Source organism: Chlorogloeopsis sp. ULAP02 (genome assembly GCF_038404745.2).
In the GTDB taxonomy this organism is placed as follows: domain Bacteria; phylum Cyanobacteriota; class Cyanobacteriia; order Cyanobacteriales; family Nostocaceae; genus Chlorogloeopsis.
Genome location: NZ_JAYKTT020000068.1, coordinates 69,938 through 87,493 on the forward strand (window position 1 = coordinate 69,938; position 17,556 = coordinate 87,493).

Genomic DNA, 17,556 nt, shown 5'->3' on the forward strand with positions numbered 1-17,556 from the left:
GGGGATGAAAATTTGACTCTTCCTACACACGCCACTTGCTACAACGCGCTTAACCCGAAAGGGCGCAGTGGCTCCCCTACACCCCATCCCATTTTCAAGACAGGAGGATTGAATGAACAGCTGCATTTTGATGGTGGAAATTATCAAAGAGCCAGAACTGCGTTATACACCAGATGGATTGGAACTGACAGAAATGCTAGTGCAGTTTTCAGCTACACGAGAAGGTGAAGCGCCAGCAACTTTGAAAGTAGTAGGTTGGGGCAATCTGGCAAAAGAAGTTCAGCAGAACTTTCACGCAGGCGATCGCGTACTTGTAGAAGGGCGTTTAGGAATGCACACTATTGATCGCCCTGAAGGTTTCAAAGAAAAACGAGCTGAATTAACATTGCAAAAAATTTACCCGCTAGTTGTGGACGGGAATATCACAGTATCGCCAGGAGCGACAGCAGTACCTGTTACTACCCCCACCCAGAGCCAGAAAACAGTTTCCAATTACGAATCACCACCGTCGAGTAAACCGGCTCCAGCTTCAAATAAAGTTGGTGTCACTTCCCAAAAAGACTTCTCAGAACCTGTATCGCAAAGCTCCAATTACGAGCGTAGTTCTTATTCGACACCAGCTGCGAACGAAGAACCGGATATTGATGACATTCCTTTTTAGCTTCAGGAGTGCCAGACAAAAACATGGCTTGAAAAATTTATAGAAATGTCAAGGAGGCTACAACTGCCTTGGCTTACCACTGGAAGTCTTTGTAGCCACCCTGACACGCACTTTTCGTCTAACAAAAGTTAGATTTAACATAAAACAAGATAGCGACTGTTAAAATCCTAATAATTTTAAATTTAAGATTAATACCCGGCTTCTATGAAAGAAACTATCCTAGATGTTCGCAATCTGCAAGTTGAATTTGCTGGCGATGACAAAATAGTTAAAGCCGTAGATGATATTTCCTTTAAATTGCATCGTGGTGAGACTCTAGGAATAGTCGGAGAGTCGGGAAGTGGAAAATCGGTAACAGCCTTAGCGGTGATGGGTTTGCTACAGTCTCCAGGTGTAATAAGTGGCGGGGAAATTTGGTTTCATCCCCAGGAGAATGGCAAACCTCTGAATTTAGTAGAGTTGCCTCCTCAAGAAATGCAATTATATCGGGGCGGTGACATCGCTATGGTTTTTCAAGAACCAATGAGTTCCCTAAATCCGGTTTATACCATTGGTTTTCAGCTTGTAGAAGCAATTTTGCGACATCAAAATATTTCCACGCACCAAGCGCGACAACAAGCGATCGCCCGCCTGCAAGAAGTAAAACTGCTTCCGAGCGATGAGCAACTCAAACAACAGTACTCAAAAACTACTCAAGACGAACACCAACTGCTGAAGTTAGTAAATCAACACAAAGAAGCAATTCTAGAACGTTACCCCCATCAACTTTCTGGGGGACAGTTGCAGCGGGTGATGATTGCGATGGCAATTTCCTGTAACCCGTTAATATTAATTGCTGATGAACCAACCACAGCATTGGATGTAACGGTGCAAGCGACAATTCTTGAGTTGCTGCGAGAATTGCAGACTAGTCGCAACATGGCATTGATTTTCATCACCCACGATTTGGGACTAATCGCGGAAGTTGCAGATAGAGTTGCAGTGATGTATAGAGGCAAGATTGTCGAATTTGATGATGCAGTCAAAATTTTTGCTAACCCCCAGCATCCCTATACTAAAGGTTTGGTAGCATGTCGTCCCAAACTTCACCGCCATCCCCAAAAGCTACTCACCGTTGCTGACTATATGAACGTGGAGGAACTGCCAACAGGACAAGCGATCGTTCAGGCAAAAGAACCGACAGAACCTCCAGATTTAACGCCCGAAGAAATTGCCCAAAGATTGGCAATCTTAGAAAAAGAACAGCCTCTATTGGAAATACACGATCTCAAGGTAGGCTTTCCCGTCAAAGGAATGTTTGGTGGTACAAAACGCTACAACATGGCTGTAAATGGCGTATCCTTTGATGTTAAACGTGGGGAAACACTGGGGTTAGTTGGCGAATCGGGTTGTGGCAAAACAACCTTAGGCAGAACCTTACTGCGGTTGATCGAACCAATGGGTGGGCAGATCGTCTTTGAAGGGCGAGATATTACTACTCTCAAAGGCGAAGCATTGCAAAAACTGCGGCGGGAAATGCAAATTGTCTTCCAAAACCCTTTTAGCGCCTTAGATCCGCGCATGAAAGTGGGAACTGCGATCGCAGAACCGTTGGTAATTCACTCTATTGCCAAAACAAAACAACAACGGCGAGAACGGGTAGCTTATCTGTTAGAAAGGGTGGGCTTGAGTGCAGATGCCATGAACCGTTATCCCCATCAATTTTCTGGTGGGCAACGGCAGCGAATTTGTATTGCCCGCTCTTTGGCTTTAAATCCTAAGTTTATTATCTGCGATGAATCGGTTTCGGCTTTAGATGTATCAGTGCAGGCACAGGTACTAAATTTACTTAAAGAATTGCAAAGCGAATTTGGTTTGACTTATATTTTCATTTCCCATGACTTGAGTGTCGTCAAATTTATGAGCGATCGCATTCTGGTGATGAATCAAGGTCAAATCGTAGAGCAAGGTATAGCCGAAAACATCTACCGCGAACCAAAAGAGGAATACACTCAGAAATTAATTGCTTCCATTCCTACTGGTAGCCCTGAAAGGATACAGCAGCGCCACTTAAGAGCATCGTAAGACAAAAAAATCTGCGATCGTGTCAGGTGGCTAAAATCCAGTTGTGAATATACTTTTTGCCCTTCTTTTCCGGTACAATCTGCTGGTGATTGTCTAAAACAATTCAACCAATGATAGGGGAATCCTTCGTCATTCCATTTCTGCTTAAGGATGACGAAAAATTCTGCATCTGTTTTTGATGCAAGTTATACTCCTATCGAAATTCAAAAATATGTGAGTGTAAGTGTGCGTATAAGGAGTAACCATGCGTCGGCTGTCGTTCGTTTTGTCCGCGGCTTTACTGCTTAATCTGTTCGCTGTTACTAAATCCAGTAGTATTACCTTTGGCGAGTCAGACGAAGGACGTCACCCTAATGTTGGCGCGCTCTCGGCTGATTTTGATGGTACAGGTACGAAATTTGCCTTCTGTACGGGTACTTTGGTTGCGCCGAGGGTTGTGCTAACAGCAGCACACTGCCTTGACTTTCTCCCTGGCTACGGCATTAGTACAGTTTACGTTAGCTTCAATCAAACGTTCGATCAATCCAACACATTTTACAGTGGTAGTTACGTTCCCCACCCAGAATACAGCAAAAATCAGAACGATCCAAAGGATATCGGTGTCATCCTGTTAAATGAGGAACCACTACAACCTGGGACGTTAACACCGCTACCTCTAGCCAAGCTGCCTCAGGCTGGTTTACTTGATAACTTGAAGGCTCAAGGAAAGCTTAAAAATCAAGTTTTTACAGCTGTCGGTTATGGACAAGTGCGTGAGACAAAGCGTTTGGGGCCACGGGCAATCATGGATAATGCTAATCGAAACATGGTACTGCAAACATTCCAGGCTTTGAACAAAGCTTGGTTGCGGTTGTCTCAAAATCCCTCGACGGGAGATGGTGGCACTTGTTACGGCGACTCTGGCGGGCCACATTTCCTTGGCGACGAAAAATCAGACATGATTGTAGCAATTACTAGCACGGGCGACACTGTTTGCCGAGCCACTGATGTAGATTATCGGCTGGATACGCCTTCAGCACGTAATTTTTTGCAGCAGTTTGGAGTTATACTCCCCTAAATTAGGTGATTTTGATCACAATATACCCTGTGTGAAAGTAGCGATCGCCCAACTAACAATTGCCTAAAGTTTGTTACATCGGCAGTTCAACCCGAAACTCTGCTCCCTTACCTAAACTGGAAATGCAAGTAATTTGTCCTTGATGTTTTTCTACAATCTGGTGGCTAATAGCCAGACTCATTCCCCGCAGACGCTTATCTCCAGATTTGGTGGTAAAGATGGGATCAAAGATTTTGGATTGAATATCTTCTGCAATTCCCATTCCATTGTCGATAATTTGAATTAGCACTTTTTTCTCGGTTACTGATGGGCGATCACTACTAACCACAGATGTGCGAATTGTAATCTTGCTTGGATTGGTAGCAATTTCATCGAGTGTATACTGACGATGACGCTCCTCCAGCGCGTCAATCGCATTTGTGAGCAGAGCCATAAACACCTGATTAAGTTCACTGGCATAGCATTCAATCAACGGCAGATAGCTATATTCTTTCACCACTTGAATTTCTGGGAAGCCCAATCTTGCCTTCAATCGATTGCTGAGAATTAGCAAACTACTGTCTAATCCTTCATGAATATCCACAGACTTGAGCTTTGCCTCATCTAACCGTGAAAAGTTTCGTAATGAGTAAACAATATCGCGAATGCGGCTTGCTCCTGCTTGCATTGACTGCAACAGCTTGGGTAAATCTTCTCGAACAAACTCAACGTTAGTCGCCTCCAACTCTTTTTGCAGTTCAGATCCTGGTGTGGCTAATTCCTGCTGGTAAAGATGCAGCAGCTTTAGCAAATTGTTTATATAAGTATCAGCGTGAGTGAGATTACCATAGATAAAGTTGATCGGATTATTGATTTCATGGGCAATTCCTGCCACCAGTTGTCCCAAGCTCGACATTTTTGCACTTTGAATCAAGCGAACTTGAGTATGTTGCAGTTCCTGTAATGCCTGCTCTAACTGCATCGCTTTCTGACGTTGCTCCACTTCCGATTGCCGCAATGCCTGATTTAACTTGGCAAGTTCGTTTGCTTGACGCAACACAATGCCAACTAGGGCAGTTCTCAACTCATCTACAGCTTCCACTTCACAAGGCTTCCAGGGTTGTGACGTCAGCCGTACAGTTTCTTGCCACAGTTCAAATGAGCCGCGAGGTGAGAGCCGCTCAATTCCATCTTCGTCAATTTCCACTGGCTTGTTCGGATTGCCTGCCCAGTTAACGGTGTGAATAACTTCTGGGCGAAACCATAATACATATTGGCTCGGAGAAATAGCGATCGCTAACAATCCACTAGCAACTTCTTTGAAGGTTTCTGCTTGTGGATAAAGCTGAGACAGACAATTAGTCTGGAAGACAGTTTGCGGCATATTTTGAGCTAACCACTCAACCAAGGCTTGAATCTCTTCTTGTTCAGGTGTGTTGCCAATTACCTTACAATCGCCGTTAAACCAAATTGCAGCACCATGAGCCTGCGCCAAATTAAGCAAATTGGGTTGATACTTCAGCAAACCATCAGTAAAGTTATTTTCAAAGTCATTTTCAGCAAATACATATTCAATTAGTTTGTTCTGAATAGATTTCAAGTAAAGCTTATAGTCTTGATCTTGATTAGCTTCCAAATAGGGAATTTGTGACGACATCACCTGCCCGATAAATTCACACGCTGTTCGGACTTCGTAGGCAATCTGTTTAGGAGAATAGTGATGACAGGCAATTAATCCCCACAACTTTTGTTCGGCAATTAACGAAATTGACATAGATGCACCCACCCCCATATTTTTGAGATATTGAATGTGAAGGGGAGAAACACTTCTGAGTACTGAAAAACTCAAGTCTAACGATTGATCATATGGATATGCAATTGCAGGAATAATTTCCACAGGCTGATAATTCACATCAGCAATGAGTCGAATCCAGTTCTCCAGATAAAGTCGCCTTGCCTGTTTGGGTAAATCAGAAGCGGGATAGTGCAACCCTAGAAATGCTGACAATTTGTCCAGTTTTTCTTCCGCAACGATTGTCCCATGTCCTTGTGGATCGAATTTATAGATCATTACCCGATCCATGCCAGTCAGCTTGCAAATCTCTTTGACAGCGGTTTGACATAATTCTTCGAGGGTTTTTGCTTTTTGGATGCTGCTAGCGGAGGTTCTCACCAAGTGGTAAAGATCCAAAAAAGATAGAACTTCTGGCGTGAGTGAATGCTCTAATTCTAAAATTAATAACCCGTGAGAACGGTGGACAATACCATTGCAAAGAAGAGACTTGTTTTCAAGCTGAAGCGACAGTTTTAGGGGATTGACGTTCTCAAGTTCGGGTTGTGATAGGCTTTGTTTTAATGACTCAAACGCATAAGAATCGAGCAAATCACCCAAACTTTGATTAAGTAAGCTCTCTGGTGATACTCCTAAAAAACTTAAGGTATTGCTACTAACCCGCAAAATTTTTAGAGTCGGTTCTTGTAATACAAACAATACACCATGAGGTTGAATCGAACCAGGAATATGAATAGGTTCGCGATCGCAGTTAGTTAAATCAACAAATTGAATTGTAGAATCTTCCTTAGTACTATTCATAAATGGGAACTAACGTAAAACATAAGAGTAATTAACCACAATTGGTTTTTTTTAGTGTTCCCATTATTGGAGTCAATAGCACCATCTAGTGGTTAGTTATTAGATAAGGGTTAAAAGTCGAGAGGTATTTGTTAGTGGTTAGTGGGTAGTGGTTTTGTTGATTAACTTTGGGTTAGAATCGACGATTTATCTTTTAAACCCGCTCGTACAGTAGTTAGTGGTTAGTAACTTGCTTGTCTATTCCTCCCCTTGTCTCCCCCTCCCCGCGTCCCCGTGTCCCTTTGTCCCCCACTCCTCCTCACCCAACCTTCTCGGCAATTCTCAATTTGGCAGAACGAGAACGGGGATTAATGTCAATTTCCTCTGCTTGGGCAGTAATTGGTTTTTTCGTCAAAACCTTTAACATTGGGGAATTTCTAAAACTATGCTTGACAATCCTGTCTTCCAAGCTGTGAAAACTAATAATTGCGATTCTGCCACCTGAGACGAGAGCATTTGGTGCTTTTTCTAAAAAGGTTTCTAGAGATTTTAATTCGTCGTTAACCACAATTCGCAGTGCTTGAAAAACACGGGTAGCAGGGTGAATTCTGCCGTAACGGTATTTGGGGGGAACAGAAGATGCGATCGCTTCTGCTAAATCGGTAGTAGTGCGAAACGGACGCTGTTCAACAATACGTTTGGCAATGCGCCGCGATAGTCTTTCTTCTCCATATTTAAAGAAAATATCTGCTAATTTAGCTTCATCCCAATTATTAATGACATCAGCTGCTGTCAGGGATTGCTGCCTATTCATCCGCATATCTAAACTAGCAGTATTGCGAAAGCTAAAACCCCGCTCTGGCTGATCTAGATGGTAAGAACTCACACCCAAATCGGCAAGTATACCGTCGAAATTATTAGATGGATACTTATAAGCAGCAAAATTAGTGTGAATAAAACTAACTCTCTCCCCAAACTCTGCCAAATTCTTTTTTGCCGCTGCCAAAGCATCCTCATCTTGATCAAGCGCCGTTATTCGTACATCTGGTGAGGCTTCAAGAATGAGCCGAGTATGCCCACCACCTCCTACCGTTGCATCAAGATAATTTCCCCCCGAACGCACTGCTAAACCTTCAATAACTTCTTTAGGTAAGACGGGAACATGGGAAAAAGTTAATTCTTCGATATCTAGTGGTTCTGAGGAATGAGAATTCATATAGACTAGCGCAGAAATGGACAGTTAGAACGCAAACTTCAACGACGCGGACGAGTTCAATATTGAGTATCTGAACCAATATATCAAAATGCTCTTGATTTAAAGTCATACTTATGCATAGCAACCTAATCAAATACCAATAGAACCTATAGCAATCTTCTAGAATGCTTATAGATAGTTCTGTGAGTAGAAATCGGCTTCATTACACCCATCTCAATATAATTAGATTAGTTAAATGCAATCAAAACGCATGAATCCCACAACATAAATTTGTTGATTTCAGGGTATTCGTAGCAAACATATATTCAAAAGGCCACCCGAACTCAAAACGTCAAACATCTTTCTAGGTAGGGGTTACTGGCTTCATCGTTCATAAACCGGAGAACACTGAATTTATGGCAAGAATAGAAACCCGTACTGAACCTATGGTGCTGAACATGGGGCCTCACCATCCCTCAATGCACGGGGTTCTACGATTAATTGTGACTTTGGATGGCGAGGATGTAGTTGATTGTGAACCGGTAATTGGCTACTTACATCGAGGAATGGAAAAAATTGCGGAGAACCGCACCAATCTCCAGTATGTCCCCTATGTGAGTCGCTGGGACTATGCGGCGGGTATGTTCAACGAAGCTGTTACCGTTAACGCCCCAGAAAAGTTAGCAGGCATTACCGTTCCCAAACGCGCTAGCTACATCCGCGTGATTATGCTGGAGTTAAACCGCATCGCCAACCACTTGTTGTGGTTTGGCCCGTTCCTTGCGGACGTAGGCGCTCAAACTCCCTTTTTCTATCAGTTCCGCGAACGAGAAATGATTTACGATCTGTGGGAAGCAGCCACAGGTTATCGCATGGTTAACAATAACTACTTCCGGATTGGGGGGGTTGCAGTTGACTTGCCCTATGGTTGGGTTGACAAGTGCATGGACTTCTGTGACTACTTTTTGCCCAAAGTAGATGAGTACGAGCGCTTGGTTACAAATAATCCTATTTTTCGCCGTCGCGTAGAGGGTATTGGCACCATCACCCGCGATGAGGCAATTAATTGGGGACTTTCTGGGCCGATGCTACGTGCTTCTGGCGTGAAGTGGGATTTGCGGAAAGTAGACCATTATGAATGTTACGATGACTTTGATTGGGACGTACAGTGGGAAACTGCTGGTGATTGTTTAGCCCGTTATATGGTGCGGATGCGGGAAATGCGCGAATCTGTGAAGATTCTCAAGCAAGCTCTAAAAGCGCTTCCGGGAGGCCCATACGAAAATTTGGAAGCCAAGCGGATGCAAGCTGGGCCTAAATCTGAGTGGGATGCGTTTGATTATCAGTACATTGCTAAGAAAGTCGCTCCTACCTTCAAAATTCCCAAAGGTGAAATCTACTCCCGTGTAGAAAGCGGCAAAGGAGAATTGGGAATTTATTTGGTTGGGGATGATAACGTTTTCCCTTGGCGTTGGAAGGTTCGCCCGGCAGATTTCAATAACCTGCAAATTCTTCCTCATCTGCTGCGGGGTGTAAAGGTAGCAGATATTGTAGTGATTTTGGGTAGTATTGATGTGATTATGGGGTCTGTAGACCGCTAATTACTAGTAGGGTGGGCTATGCCTACCCTACAGAAATTTATTTTTCGCACACACCAACTCCAATAACGTTAGTAATCAAAAAGCCGCTTTTTTGAATTAATAAATAATGATTTAAGCTCTCTTTTAATTCTTCCTCTGTGGTTTCTGGTACTCAGCGGTTAATTAAAAATATATTGACTGGTAGATAAAATAGGCGAATTGATTTTTTACTGATCAAAAAAAATTTGTGGATAACAGTAATTGACTCTAAACAAGTACTCAAGCATATTAGTCAACTTATCGGAAGCGAGCATTGATAGAGAACAGGGAATCAAAAACTACTGTCCCCTGTCCCCTATTCCCTGTTACCTACTTAAACTTCTGCCACCAATTGTTCCTGTTCTTTTTCTACAAACGCCTGAACACGGGTACGGTACTGTCTCAAAGTTTCATCCACCCAATCGCGATCATGACTGTTGGCGTACAAATGTACGAGTGGTTCGCTAGCATCTGGTAAAACTAGCACCCAACTGTCATCGTGAGGTTGACAAATTTTTACCCCATCTATTAATTCTAGGTTTTGGGCTGGGTGAGTTTCCACCAAGTAGCGCATCAGCGCTCCTTTGGCTGTCCAAGGGCAACGAATTGTGTGAGTTCTGTGAATCACACGCGGTAATTCTGCTCGCACAGAAGCAAGCGATCGCTCCTGAATTGTGAGCATTTCAATAATTTTGGCGATGCAGAACATTGAGTCAAACCCTGGATGTAGTTGCGGGAAAATGAAACCTGTATCTGCACTGCCTCCCAAAACTACATTCGCAGTTTTGTAACTTGCTTCCATCAGTGCTGTGGGGTTTGCCTTGGTGCGAATCACTCTGCCATCATGGCGACGGGCAATTTGTTCTACAGCGCTGGATGCATGCACTGGTACAACTACTGTCCCTCTAGGATTAGAAGTTAAGATCATGTCTACCATCAGTGCTGTTAACATTTCGCCGCGAATCGGTATCCCAGATTCATCGACTAAAATCAGCTGTTCACCATTCGCCGATACTTGAACACCAAAGTTAGCCTTTAACGCCTCCACTACCTGCCCTAACTGTGCCAATAGGGCTTCGCGATCAGTAGTAGACACTGCTGTTTTATTAAGACTAGCATTGAGTACTACCGCATCCGCCCCATATTTGTCTAACATTTGCGGTAGCACCGCACCAGACACCGCATAAACGTAGTCAATTACCACTTTGGCGCGACTGTTACGTAGTGTATCAATGTGTAAGAGCTTTTCAAAGGCTGTACAGTAAATGTCAACTACTTGGCTGGGATAAGCAACATCACCAATTTCATGAATTAGCGATCGCCGCATATCTTCTTTAAAGTAAGCTCCTTCAATTTTCTTTTCTTGGGCTTTGGAAATATTAATGCCCTTCGCATCCAAAAATTCGATCAAAATATAATCTGGGCGATCAGGATGTACCCGCACATGGATACCGCCAGCTACTCCCATCGTTGGTATAACTGTACGTGCGATCGGGATAGCTGTAGCGTCTAAGTTCTGAATATTAACACCAACCGACATCAAACCGGCAATTAGCGATCGGGTAACCATCCGAGAGATATTTCGTTGATCACGCGAAACTGTAACTTTAGAACCGGGTTTCAAAGTAGAACCATAAGCAGCACCCAACTTCACTGCAAATTCTGGGGTAATATCAATATTTGCTAACCCTTGTACACCCCGTTGTCCAAATAAGTTGCGTTGAGCGGTGTTACCCCAAATTAAATTAATATTTAAAATTGCCCCCGACTCAATCTTTTTACTTGGCCAAACTCGTACACTTGGACTAATTTGGGCCTCTTCTCCTACGGTTGACAGCGAACCAACTACAGCAGCTTCCAATACATGAGCGCGACGATCTACACGAGTACCACGAGAAATTACACAAGCCGACAAATGTGCTTCATCGCCTATAATCGCTCCGTTCCAAACAATTGGGCGTTTGAGATTAGCATCAGCACCGATGGTGACATTATCTCCAATTACGGTTCCTGCTTCAATATTAACTCTGGCACCGATACGACAATTGTCACCAATAATGGTAGGAGTTTCAATTACAGCAGAGGGATCTATGTAAGTATTTTGACCAACCCATAAACCTGGAGAAATTTCCTGATAAGGAAAGTCAAGTTTTACTTTCCGATCTAATGCATCATATTGAGCATCTCGATAGGCGTCTAAGTGACCAACATCGCACCAGTAGCCCTTAGCAATGTAACCATACATTGGCTCGCCTTTTTCTAGCAGTAACGGAAATAAATCTTTAGAGAAGTCAGATTCTTGATTAGCAGGTAAGTACTCTAAAACTTCTGGTTCTAGAATATAAGCGCCGGTGTTAACAGTATCAGAAAAGATTTCACTAGTAGAAGGTTTTTCTAAAAATCGGCGAATTCTGTCTTCTTCATCAGTAATTACAACTCCAAATTCAATTGGATTGGGAACGCGGGTTAAAATCAAAGTTGCTTTTGATTTTTTTTGTTTGTGAAATTCAATTGCTGCACTTAGGTCAAAATCTGTAATACTATCTCCACTAATTACTAAAAATGTTTCATCCAAAAGTTCGGCAATATTTTTCACGCAGCCAGCAGTACCCAAAGGTTGGTCTTCTTCTACAGCGTAAGTAATTTGTACGCCAAAATCATTACCGTCTTGAAAATAATCCCGTAACGCATCAGGTAAATAATGCAGTGTGGCAATTATTTCTGTTATTTCATGTCGTCTGAGAAGATTAATAATATGTTCGGCAATCGGTCGGTTTAGAATTGGTACCATCGGTTTCGGCAGATCGCAAGTTAGCGGACGAAGTCGCGTTCCCGATCCTCCTGCCATCAGTACTGCTCGCATACAATCCTCCTTGAGCTATTTGCACCACTTGCTGCGTCAAGACTAATCAGATAAACTTTTTCTTCTTTCTTTAGTCTCCTACGGATATTGAAATTTGAGGAACTTCCACAAGATGCATCTAGGAAGACGTAAGTAAAACTACTCTCCACAGTAGCTTGTTTGTTAGGTGATAGGAAGAGAACATGGAGATACGGAGACACTTAGACGCGGGAACACAAAGAATCATTCTTCCCATCTTCCCTATCTTTCTCATCTGTTCCTAACTCACTCTCCCACTTTCCTACTCCTGTACTCCCTACTCCAGAGGAGGCTGATTTAAACTGGGGTATAGAGGTTTATAAATTGACTGAAATGCCGAATCGCGGTATTCAGTAATGTCTTCTGAATTTTGGTGATGAAATACCACAGTAGTGTGGGAATGCTTAACTCAAATTTTTTTGTGGAGTTAATTGGAATGGGAGAGTTAATCGGTTTCGTAGTGATAGTGGGTTACGCAGCTGGCGTGTGGAAGTTCTGGAGTGGATTTAGAAAAACTAATTTCAACCAAAGCCTTAGCAATCGCCTGAGTTTATCCTTACTGTGGCCTGCTTTGTACATTAGTAATAAATCCTATCGTCAAAACTTTAGAAAGGCTCTCAAAGGTTAAAGGCTAATTGTCAATTTCTAGTTATGAGAGTAGGGCAGTGGGGCGGATTTGGTTAATTGGTGGAACTACTGAAAGTGTTGTATTGGCAAAAGCGATCGCCCACTCTCAAATTCAATGTATTGTTTCTGTCACCACAGAAGCAGCGCATTCGCTCTACCCAAATGTAGCGACATTGCAAGTTTGGGTAGGGCGTTTAAATTTTACAAACTTTGATGAATTTTTGTATCAACAACAAATTACCGCTGTTTTAGATGCATCCCATCCTTATGCGGTAGAAATATCTCAAGGTGCGATCGCTGTTTGTCAAAAATTGCAGATCCCCTATTTACGCTATGAACGCCCAGTTGTGGAGGAGAGAGAGCAAGGGGGAGACAAGGGGAAAAGAGGAATTATTTATTTAGATAGTTTTAATACTTTAGTAAACGGAAAATACTTAGAACAGCAACAGGTGCTATTGACTGTAGGCTATAGACAGTTGCATCTATTTCAGTCTTGGCAGGAGCGAGCAGTTTTGTTTTCAAGGCTACTTCCTTCGGTGACAGCTTTAGAAGCAGCTTTTAAGGCAGGATTTACAATGGATCGAATAATTTGCTTGCGTCCTCCCATCTCAGTTGATTTAGAAAAGGCACTGTGGCGACAGTGGAACATTTCTTTAGTTGTCACTAAAGCATCGGGGCAGGCGGGAGGAGAGGACGTCAAGCAAAAAGTGGCAGCAGAGTTAGATGTGTCTTTAGTGGTGATTAACCGCCCAGAGGTTAATTATCCCCAGCAAACAACCAATATTTCAGAGGCATTGGAGTTTTGCTATCAGCACGTAATTCGTACTTGAAATGGAAATTTCAACTACTGTCTTTTTCCATTGGTAAGAATATTGATAGCTGCACCTGCTGCTGCACCGTCAATTGCACCACCAACAACATCTTTGCCTCCGTTAAGAATAGCACTAGCTGCTGCACCCGTAGCTGCACCAGCTGCCAGATCTTGACCTAAGTTACGGTTTCTACGGTTTTGAGGTTGGCGTCTAGTGCCATGAACGGCGTTGACAGCAGCACCAGCAGCAGCACCTTTAGCTGCATTTCTGACTACATTACCACGCCCTCTAATCGCACCAGATAAGATACCAGTGCCGGCTCCGATCGCGGTATCTTGGAGGATGTATTCATCAGCAGATGCAGGTTGAGCAGGAAATAAGCTAACACCCATTAAGCTGGCAGCCATCAGGTTAGGTATGAGTGCGCGTTTGAAAATCTTGTTCATAGATCTACGTTCCTCAACTAATTTACCCAATCAGAGGACAGTCAAAGTTGAAATTGTGTTGCTTTGTCCCACGTTTTGAGGATAAACAACAGCAAAGTTTTCCTGAGTGAACACTACTTCATAATACTTGTAGCATACGCTGGTGCCATCACCCATTTGGGCTAAACATATAGCCTGATTTTTAGAACCTGGAATCGCTGAAAAGTTCCAAGTATTTCTAACGGATTGCCAAAAGTGTATTTCCTCTATCGCTCCAATATTTAAGTTTGAGACTCGTCAAAAAGCCTGAATCCACTCTTTAATAGTGTATTCAGTCCAAACACCGTTTTTCCAGTAAGGATCATTTTCTACTAATTGGCGCACTGTATCTTCGTCTGGAGCTTCGTAAATGCCAAAAACTTTAGTTAAATCTTGGGTAGGGCCAATAGTAATTAATACACCAGATTCTTTCTGTTTTGCCAATCCATCTAAATGTACTTGACGATAAGGAGCGCGTTTTTCAAGTACATCTTCGCAGTAACTTCCCCACATTACGTATTTTGGCATAATTAATCGAATTTCAAAATTCAAAAGGTCTGATCAGGGGTTAGTAGTTAGTAGGTAGTAGGGGCGGGTTTATATAAATAATTTCGTTATTCTAGAGATATTTTTGTTAAAATCCGCCCGTACAGTAGTCGGTTGTAACTAATATCCACTAACAACTATCCACTATCCACTCACTCTTAACTTCTCAAAGAGACGCCAAATTTCTCCACCAATGTATCGCGGACTTTTTGATGCACGGGTTCTACTTCTGCATCTGTGAGAGTGCGATCGCTGGCTCGATAGATTAAGCGGAATGCTAAACTCCGCTGTCCTTGAGGTACGTGTTCGCCACGATATTGATCAAACAATTCCACAGACTCTAGCAAATCTTTGCCAACTTTGTTAATAACTTTTTCAATTTCTGCAACTGTCACTTTCACTGGTGCGAAAAAGGCAATGTCTCTGTCGGTAGCTGGATAAGTAGAATAAGGCTTGAAAGTGGGAACAAGAATTTCATCTTGATCGAGCGCATCCAACAACACATCTAGATCTAACTGAAATACATAGATTGCATCTGGTAAATTTTTTTCTTGCTGGAGTTGGGGATGCAGTTGCCCAAACACACCCAATCTAGAGCCTCCCAGCCACAGGGAAGCAGTGCGCCCTGGGTGTAAGCGGCGATCGCGGCAATCGGGTTGATATTCCACCTGCAAGCCCATGAGTTGAAATACACTTTCGAGTATGCCTTTGGCTTCAAACCATGTCATGGGTTGTTCGCGCCCGCTGCTTGTCCATTTGCTGGAGGTAGGATCGCCTCCCATAATTCCGGCTATGGCATCTGCTTCTTGCAACCCATTTTCTTCTTGCCAAAAAATACGCCCAATTTCAAAACCATTGAGAGAGCCGCTTCCTTGCTCTAAATTGTATTGAAAAGCATCAATCAACCCAGAAATTAAATCGGTTCGTAGCGCTGAGTATTCTACAAATAAAGGATTTGCTAGCACTATTTGTCTATCTTCTCCCGGTTTTACCAAGGAGTAGTGCATTAATTCTGTCAATCCTTTAGCTCGAAAGGCAGCGCGCAATTTACGCAAGATTTCTTGTTCAAAAGGTAAATATCCTGCCTCTGACTTTTCTGGCAGAGTATCGCAAAAGCGATCATAACCGTAGAGGCGGGCGATTTCTTCAATCAAATCAATTTCTCGCTCTAAGTCTCGATAACGATAGGGTGGTACTGTTACCATCCAAGTACGCTCTTCGATTGGACTTAGCTGGCACGAGAGGGCAGTGAGGATGCGTTCTACATCTTCACTTTGTAATTCTCCGTTTTTTTCTCCTAAATCAATAGGCCCCAGTACCTGATTCACTCGATCTAAACGCAATTCTATCGAACGCGTCCAAGTTGATGGATCGGGGCGGGTATCGGCTATTTCCTGAGTCTCAAGCTTTCCAAAAGCAAGTTCCGTCAGTAGGGATAAGGCGCGGCGTGTAGCTATTTCCAATCCAGCCCTATTCACACCCCGCTCGTATCGAGATGAAGACTCGCTTCTTAATCCTGCACTTCGAGAAGAACGGCGAATCGCTACGGAATCAAATAATGCAGCTTCTAATACTAGATTTTGCGTACCTTCATGGACTTCAGTTTCTGCACCGCCCATTACTCCAGCCAAAGCAACGGGTTTATCGTTAGCAGTAATTAATAAATTTTGAGTAGAGAGGGTGCGAGTTTGCCCGTCTAAGGTTTTCAAAGATTCTCCTGCATTGGCAAAGCGGACACCAATGGTTAATTTTTCAGATCCAGCGACTGATTGTAGGCGATCGCCATCGAAGGCATGTAGTGGTTGTCCCCACTCTAATAATACGTAGTTAGTAATATCTACTACATTATTAATCGGTCGTACTCCCGCAGCCCGCAACCGTTGTTGTAGCCATTCCGGAGAAGGAGCAATTTTAACTTGTTTAATGACTGTGCCAATATAGGCAGGGCAAGCTTGTGTATCAGCTATTTTAATCGCTAAATTTCCTGCGCCTTGGGGAATCGATACCTCAACAGGTTCGGGAATAGTCAATTTTCCACCTGTCAGGGCTGCTACTTCCCGCGCAATACCTACCATACTCAAAGCATCGGCACGGTTAGCAGTAGCAGTCACATCTAAAATCACATCATCTAAACCCAACAGCGATCGCACATCACTACCCAGTTGTAAATTTTCCTGGGTAAAAATATGAATCCCGTCAACATCGCTAGGCAAACCCAGTTCTTTTAAAGAACAAATCATGCCATTTGACGGAACACCCCGTAGTTTTGCAGGTTTAATCTTTAAATCAATATTTGGTAGATAAGTGCCTACTGTTGCTACTGGCACATAAATATCTGCCCGGACATTGGGAGCACCGCAGACGATATTTAAAGTCTCACCTGTGCCAACATCAACTTGGCAAACACTTAATTTATCAGCATTGGGGTGGGATTGGCGCTCAAGCACTCTTCCCACAACAACACCATCTGCCCAAGTGCGGCGATCTTCAATATCTTCTACTTCAAACCCCGCCATTGTCAGAGTTTCTGCTAAATCTTCCGGGCTGAGTTTTACCTCGACTAGTTCCCGCAGCCATTTAATAGAAATACGCATGGAATGTGTGCTTGTGCGAAATCAGATCTGAAATCAGAATGCAATGACTATTCTAGAACTAATCGCTGAAGTTCCTCACCAAATACAACAAGCAAATTCATTCTTCTCTTCCCTTGCACACATCAGAGCTATTCATCCCCTCCTCGCTTGCGGGGAGAGGTTAGGGATGAGGTTCCTCTAACTCAAGTTTGAAGAGAGACGAAGTGAGACATAATTCTTCCGGAAAACTACTGTAAGATTTGGTTGAATAACTATACTAAGTCTAATTCAAATATCAAACTAAATTGAACTCAAGTGTCATAAGATAAGGTGGAAATGTGATGAATAAAGCGACGTAATTAAGTTTCTAGCCGCACAAAGACTGTAATTCAATGAGTATCATAGGTGATTTTGCCCTAATCTAGAAAAATTGACCAGAATCTTGAGTTATTTAATGCTTGTAAAGCAATTACTGCCAGAACAACCATCTAGTTGTGATGACTAAC

The 17,556-nt window shown here is 43.0% G+C and carries 12 protein-coding genes; 6 read left to right on the forward strand and 6 right to left on the reverse strand.

The genetic code is table 11. The annotated features are described in order from the left end of the window. Window positions 1-112 precede the first annotated feature (112 nt). The 3 genes from U2718_RS23565 (at window position 113) to U2718_RS23575 (ending at window position 3,782) form a co-directional block, all read left to right on the forward strand. Window positions 113-661 (forward strand): single-stranded DNA-binding protein, encoded by a 549-nt coding sequence (locus U2718_RS23565; protein WP_342002609.1) that lies wholly within the window; start codon window positions 113-115, stop codon window positions 659-661. Window positions 662-865: 204 nt separating this feature from the next. Next, window positions 866-2,725: an ABC transporter ATP-binding protein gene (locus U2718_RS23570; protein ID WP_342002610.1), complete on the forward strand. Its 1,860-nt coding sequence runs from the start codon at window positions 866-868 to the stop codon at window positions 2,723-2,725. 244 nt (window positions 2,726-2,969) lie between these two features. Next, window positions 2,970-3,782, forward strand: coding sequence for a S1 family peptidase (locus U2718_RS23575; RefSeq protein WP_342002611.1), 813 nt, complete (start codon window positions 2,970-2,972; stop codon window positions 3,780-3,782). A gap of 73 nt (window positions 3,783-3,855) precedes the next feature. On the opposite strand, the gene U2718_RS23580 is transcribed toward U2718_RS23575, so the two are convergent. Both U2718_RS23580 and rsmH read right to left on the reverse strand, forming a co-directional pair. Further along, window positions 3,856-6,354 (reverse strand): ATP-binding protein, encoded by a 2,499-nt coding sequence (locus U2718_RS23580; RefSeq protein WP_342002612.1) that lies wholly within the window; start codon window positions 6,352-6,354, stop codon window positions 3,856-3,858. 298 nt (window positions 6,355-6,652) lie between these two features. Then, entirely contained in the window at window positions 6,653-7,549 is an 897-nt protein-coding gene (gene rsmH, locus U2718_RS23585; RefSeq protein ID WP_342002613.1) for a 16S rRNA (cytosine(1402)-N(4))-methyltransferase RsmH, read from the reverse strand. Window positions 7,550-7,944: 395 nt separating this feature from the next. Between rsmH and U2718_RS23590 the strand changes: the two genes are divergently transcribed. Then, complete coding sequence (locus U2718_RS23590; RefSeq protein ID WP_342002614.1) at window positions 7,945-9,129, forward strand: NAD(P)H-quinone oxidoreductase subunit H; 1,185 nt, start codon at window positions 7,945-7,947, stop codon at window positions 9,127-9,129. Between the two features lie 352 nt (window positions 9,130-9,481). Here the strand turns inward: U2718_RS23590 and U2718_RS23595 are convergent, their stop codons facing one another. Next, entirely contained in the window at window positions 9,482-12,010 is a 2,529-nt protein-coding gene (locus tag U2718_RS23595) for a mannose-1-phosphate guanyltransferase (protein ID WP_342002615.1), read from the reverse strand. Between the two features lie 418 nt (window positions 12,011-12,428). On the opposite strand from U2718_RS23595, the gene U2718_RS23600 reads away from it, so the two are divergent. Next, entirely contained in the window at window positions 12,429-12,656 is a 228-nt protein-coding gene (locus U2718_RS23600) for a hypothetical protein (RefSeq protein WP_411813357.1), read from the forward strand. A 37-nt stretch (window positions 12,657-12,693) separates the two neighbouring features. Continuing rightward, window positions 12,694-13,485 (forward strand): cobalt-precorrin-6A reductase, encoded by a 792-nt coding sequence (locus U2718_RS23605; RefSeq protein WP_342002617.1) that lies wholly within the window; start codon window positions 12,694-12,696, stop codon window positions 13,483-13,485. 14 nt (window positions 13,486-13,499) lie between these two features. On the opposite strand, the gene U2718_RS23610 is transcribed toward U2718_RS23605, so the two are convergent. From U2718_RS23610 to pheT, 3 genes are all read right to left on the reverse strand, one after another. Further along, window positions 13,500-13,913, reverse strand: a complete 414-nt coding sequence (locus U2718_RS23610; protein ID WP_342002618.1) for a hypothetical protein — start codon at window positions 13,911-13,913, stop codon at window positions 13,500-13,502. Between the two features lie 276 nt (window positions 13,914-14,189). After that, window positions 14,190-14,459, reverse strand: a complete 270-nt coding sequence (locus U2718_RS23615) for a YciI family protein (protein WP_342002619.1) — start codon at window positions 14,457-14,459, stop codon at window positions 14,190-14,192. Window positions 14,460-14,635: 176 nt separating this feature from the next. Beyond that, window positions 14,636-17,071: a phenylalanine--tRNA ligase subunit beta gene (gene pheT / locus U2718_RS23620; protein WP_342002620.1), complete on the reverse strand. Its 2,436-nt coding sequence runs from the start codon at window positions 17,069-17,071 to the stop codon at window positions 14,636-14,638. Window positions 17,072-17,556: the final 485 nt, after the last annotated feature.

Bases quoted from the DNA above. Each gene is read 5' to 3' on its own strand.
- U2718_RS23595 (WP_342002615.1), bottom strand. From the start codon at position 12,010: ATGCGAGCAGTACTGATGGCAGGAGGATCGGGAACGCGACTTCGTCCG.
- U2718_RS23590 (WP_342002614.1), top strand. From the start codon at position 7,945: ATGGCAAGAATAGAAACCCGTACTGAACCTATGGTGCTGAACATGGGG.
- rsmH (WP_342002613.1), bottom strand. From the start codon at position 7,549: ATGAATTCTCATTCCTCAGAACCACTAGATATCGAAGAATTAACTTTT.
- U2718_RS23610 (WP_342002618.1), bottom strand. From the start codon at position 13,913: ATGAACAAGATTTTCAAACGCGCACTCATACCTAACCTGATGGCTGCC.
- U2718_RS23575 (WP_342002611.1), top strand. From the start codon at position 2,970: ATGCGTCGGCTGTCGTTCGTTTTGTCCGCGGCTTTACTGCTTAATCTG.
- U2718_RS23600 (WP_411813357.1), top strand. From the start codon at position 12,429: ATGCTTAACTCAAATTTTTTTGTGGAGTTAATTGGAATGGGAGAGTTA.
- pheT (WP_342002620.1), bottom strand. From the start codon at position 17,071: ATGCGTATTTCTATTAAATGGCTGCGGGAACTAGTCGAGGTAAAACTC.
- U2718_RS23565 (WP_342002609.1), top strand. From the start codon at position 113: ATGAACAGCTGCATTTTGATGGTGGAAATTATCAAAGAGCCAGAACTG.
- U2718_RS23580 (WP_342002612.1), bottom strand. From the start codon at position 6,354: ATGAATAGTACTAAGGAAGATTCTACAATTCAATTTGTTGATTTAACT.
- U2718_RS23570 (WP_342002610.1), top strand. From the start codon at position 866: ATGAAAGAAACTATCCTAGATGTTCGCAATCTGCAAGTTGAATTTGCT.
- U2718_RS23615 (WP_342002619.1), bottom strand. From the start codon at position 14,459: ATGCCAAAATACGTAATGTGGGGAAGTTACTGCGAAGATGTACTTGAA.